The 2,703-nt window shown below is 31.9% G+C and carries 3 protein-coding genes; all 3 read right to left on the reverse strand.

Features of this window, described 5'->3' with window-relative positions:
- Positions 1–129 precede the first annotated feature (129 nt).
- Positions 130–813 (reverse strand): amino acid ABC transporter ATP-binding protein, encoded by a 684-nt coding sequence (locus ACKI67_RS00020; protein ID WP_407461331.1) that lies wholly within the window; start codon positions 811–813, stop codon positions 130–132.
- A 10-nt stretch (positions 814–823) separates the two neighbouring features.
- Positions 824–1,477 carry an amino acid ABC transporter permease gene (locus ACKI67_RS00025; RefSeq protein WP_407461333.1) on the reverse strand — a complete coding sequence of 218 codons (654 nt, stop codon included), beginning with the start codon at positions 1,475–1,477 and terminating at the stop codon, positions 824–826.
- Between the two features lie 182 nt (positions 1,478–1,659).
- Positions 1,660–2,490: an amino acid ABC transporter substrate-binding protein gene (locus tag ACKI67_RS00030; protein WP_407461334.1), complete on the reverse strand. Its 831-nt coding sequence runs from the start codon at positions 2,488–2,490 to the stop codon at positions 1,660–1,662.
- Between the last annotated feature and the right edge of the window lie 213 nt (positions 2,491–2,703).

Below are 2,703 nucleotides of genomic sequence, written 5' to 3' on the forward strand. Positions count from 1 at the left end.
TAATAAGATTGATAAAAATTAATAAAATAAAATGAATAAAATGAATAAAATAAAATGAATAAAATAAATAAAATAAAATGAATAAAATGAATAAAAAAGAAAAATAGAAAAAATAATAGTAAATCCTACTTATTCATAGAATTTACCTAAGAATTCCTTCATTCTTTGATTGTCTGATGAGAATACCTCTTCAGGAGAACCTTCCTCTACAATAACTCCTCCGTCCATAAAGATGATTGTATCAGACACATTACGAGCAAAGTTCATCTCGTGGGTAACAATTACCATTGTCATATGCTCTGCAGCCAATTCCTTGATTACCTGCAAGATCTCACCGGTAAGTTCAGGGTCAAGTGCAGAAGTAGGTTCATCAAAGAATAGAATATCCGGCTTCATGCATAATGCCCTTGCAATGGATACCCTTTGCTGTTGTCCACCTGAGAGTTCAGAAGGGTAAGCATCTTCCTTATCTTCAAGACCCATTTTTTTAAGCAAATCCCTTGCATGAGCGTAAACTTCTTCCTTGTCTCTTTTTTGAACCCTTATAGGCGCATTTGAAATATTCTTCATCACAGAATGATGAGGGAACAGATTGAAGTTCTGGAACACCAAACCAAAAGTTCCATCAAAATCTATTTCACCGCTGTCTTCAGTTTCCAAATCTGTAATGCACCTTAACAAGGTAGATTTACCTGATCCTGAAGGTCCAATGATAGACAATACTTCTCCCTTTTCAACATTAAAAGAGATATCCTTTAAAACTACATTATCGCCAAAACTTTTTTTAAGATTTTTAACTTCCAATAAACTCATGATATCTCTCCTATGTATCGTAATAATCTAATCTTTTCTCGAAGCGTTCCATTACAATAGCCACAAGTGCATTGAATACATAATAGAATACACCTGCAATCAATAATGCGGAAATAGATGCTTCAGCAGCTGCAATCTGCTTAGCAACAGTGAACATTTCTGGAATTGCAAGTACAAATGAAAGGGAAGTATCCTTAACAAGTGTAATGACCTCATTGGTAATGGAAGGAAGCACTATTTTCACCACTTGAGGCAAAATGATTATGAAAAAGGTTTCTATCTTATTATAACCTAAAACTTGTGCAGCTTCATACTGTCCATTCGGAATGGATTCGATTCCTCCACGGAATATTTCTGCAAAGTATGCGGCATAGTTGATTGTAAATGCAATAATAACTGCAACCATCCTGAATCCACTTGAAAGGGTGATCCCGAATATATAATATGGTGAAAAGAATACAACAATCAATTGCAGCATCAATGGAGTACCTCTCATGATTGAAATATAAGCTTTCATTAACATTTGCAATGGTTTAAAACTACTCATTCTTCCTGCGGCTACAGCCAAACCAAGAGGAATAGAGAATAATAATGTAAGCAAGAATATTTCAATGGAAGTACCCATACCCCACAGTAATTCTTCTAAAATTTTACTTAATAACATTTAAATTCTCCAAAATAAAAGTCAATGCTGAAATTTAATTAAATAAATTTAAATAAATCATTAAAACAATCATTTAAATTCAATAATTTATTTAAACTTAAAAAATTATTAGATTTCGAGAAAATTAGATTAAGAATAAAAAAAGTTTATACATAATAAATTATGCATAAACTAAAAATTATTTATTGGCTTATAATAAGAGAACCAGGAATACCGTCATCTGCATAATTTTGTGCGATTTTGAGAACAGTACCGTCTTCAAACATTTCATCTAAAGTGTTTTGAATTTGGTCTCTTAACTCTTCATTACCTTTTTTGAATCCAACACCATATTGTTCAGAAGAAATTTCTTCAGGAATGATGAAGTAATCGGTAGGGTTGTCTTTAGAGCTGATATCGTGTTGAGCTACACCAATATCCATAGCTACTGCATCACATGCACCGGATTCTAAATCCATAAATGCAGTGTTATAGTCTGCTACTTGAGTTAAGGTTTCAAAGGTGTCAGATAAAGCTTTTTGATCTCCTTCAAGAGCAGCTAATGCTGAAGAGTCTTTTTGGGTTTCTACAATTTTACCTTCTAAGTCAGCGAAAGATTTAATACCGGAATCAGATTTTACAACGAAAACTTGTTTGTTGTTAATATAAGGGTCAGACCAGGTATAGTCATCTTCTCTACCGTTGATGGTAAATCCGTTCCAAATACAGTCAATAGAACCAGATTCTAATTCTGCGTCTTTAGCGTCCCAGTCTATTGGCTGTTTCACTAAAGTCCAATTATTTCTGTCACAAACTTCTTGTGCTAAGTCTAAATCAAATCCTACATATTCCCCACTGTCATCTTTGTAACCATATGGAGGGAATTCTGCATCGAATCCAACAACTAAAGTGTTTTCATCATTATCAACAGCTTGATCTCCGTCTAAGAAATCAAGGAATCCTGCACTGGATGCACCAATGACTAAGAATGCTAATAATGCGATTCCTAAAATAATTCCTATTTTTTTATTCATATTTAACACCGAAATATTTTAATTTATAATATATTATAAATTAGATAGATAGAAAAATCTAATCTACATAATTATTTAAGAAAATCATATTATATAAAATAGTGTTATTTATTCAAAAAAATTTTAAAAATCATATCAATAAACCAAGTTATGGCATTTTAAAGGATAAAATAATAAATACTGTTTAAAATTTAATAAATTGGAAAATGAATA

Origin of the sequence: Methanobrevibacter sp., from assembly GCF_045577275.1 — an archaeon.
GTDB lineage: Archaea > Methanobacteriota > Methanobacteria > Methanobacteriales > Methanobacteriaceae > Methanobrevibacter.